At 60.5% G+C, this 1180-nt stretch carries 2 protein-coding genes; both read right to left on the bottom strand.

The window, feature by feature from the left end; translation table 11 throughout:
• A partial coding sequence (locus tag ACFWPJ_RS33410) for a hypothetical protein (RefSeq protein ID WP_378857603.1) occupies positions 1-318 on the bottom strand: 318 nt, incomplete at its 3' end.
• A 47-nt stretch (positions 319-365) separates the two neighbouring features.
• The coding region (locus ACFWPJ_RS33405) for a DNA/RNA non-specific endonuclease (RefSeq protein ID WP_378857601.1) at positions 366-1180 on the bottom strand (815 nt) is incomplete at its 5' end.

Raw genomic sequence — 1180 nt, 5'->3', positions numbered from 1 at the left:
GAAGTCGTCTTTGATGCTCATATCGGTTTTCTTCAGCTGCACCAGGCAGGATTTCCAGTCGGGCTTACCTTCCTCGCTCATCGCCTTCCGCAAGGCGGTGATGTTGCGCATGACGGAGAAACCGTCAGGAGTGCGGGCCGTCCACGAGCCGTCCTCGAAGTACGTGTATCCGAATATTGATCGAGTGCCGCCCGCGAACGAGGTAACCAGGGTCGACGAGGCCCACTCGTCCTGGTACTTCTTGTTCTCCATAATGGATTCAGCGACCGCTATCAGTGCGGCGGAAGATCCGCTGGAGTCGAACGCCGGATCGGTCAAGATGATTCCCTTCAATCGCTTCGTCAGCAGCCGGATCTCGTACCGGCCTATCGTCCGAGATTCTTTTCTATTTCTTTGTTCGTCATTCGATCGAACTGTTGATCGGCTTCGTTCTCGAAGAGGACCTCCCGTTCGTGTACGATCCTACCGCTGCCGTCGTATACCTGGTATTTGACGCTGACCAGGTCGGGGCGTTGGGTTCCGGAAACGAAATTTCCGTCCGCGTCCCACAATTGTATGTCGGCCTCGACGCGACAGTTCCTGCTGACCCAATCGGACCATTCGTTGGCAAGTTTCTTGTAGGCCGACGTATTGAAGTTGCCATTTTGCGGGAACAAGTTCTTGCGCAGTTGGTCGAGCATGAATCGGTGGTCGACGATATGGCCACCGTGGTCACCTGGAAGTCCGGACCGCCCGACGTCGCCGGCGGCGGTTTCTTCGGCACTGGATCGTTTGGCTTTGCGCGTCACTTCGCTGAGCGATGCGACAGCGCGGATCGGTCGCCCGTCCGAATTAAGCGTCCATGTCGCGGTGTTGTTCCCCCGCGTTTCGGTGATTGTCGTCGTGCCTGCGGGGAGACCATCCGGGTCGGCGGTGTGGGGCGCATCGCCGGAGCCTGGTCGACCGGCTTCCGGGGACGAATTCGGGTCTGGAACAGTGTTCGGAGCGGCGGGGGGCCGTCCCGCGTCGACGGCTGGTTGACCGGGGGTCGGATTGTGGGGTGTGCCGTCGCCGGGACCGGGGGTGTCACCATCAGCATCAGGACGGGCTGACTCACACGAATCCGGGATCAGCCCGAGGGGATCGCGCCACACGCGCGGATTGCGGGGATAGGTGTGGGGGTTGGGGGCCGGGGCTGTCT

The sequence above is a fragment of the Nocardia sp. NPDC058497 genome, from assembly GCF_042720195.1.
Lineage (GTDB): Bacteria > Actinomycetota > Actinomycetes > Mycobacteriales > Mycobacteriaceae > Nocardia.
This window is presented reverse-complemented; position numbering and strand designations above follow the sequence as displayed.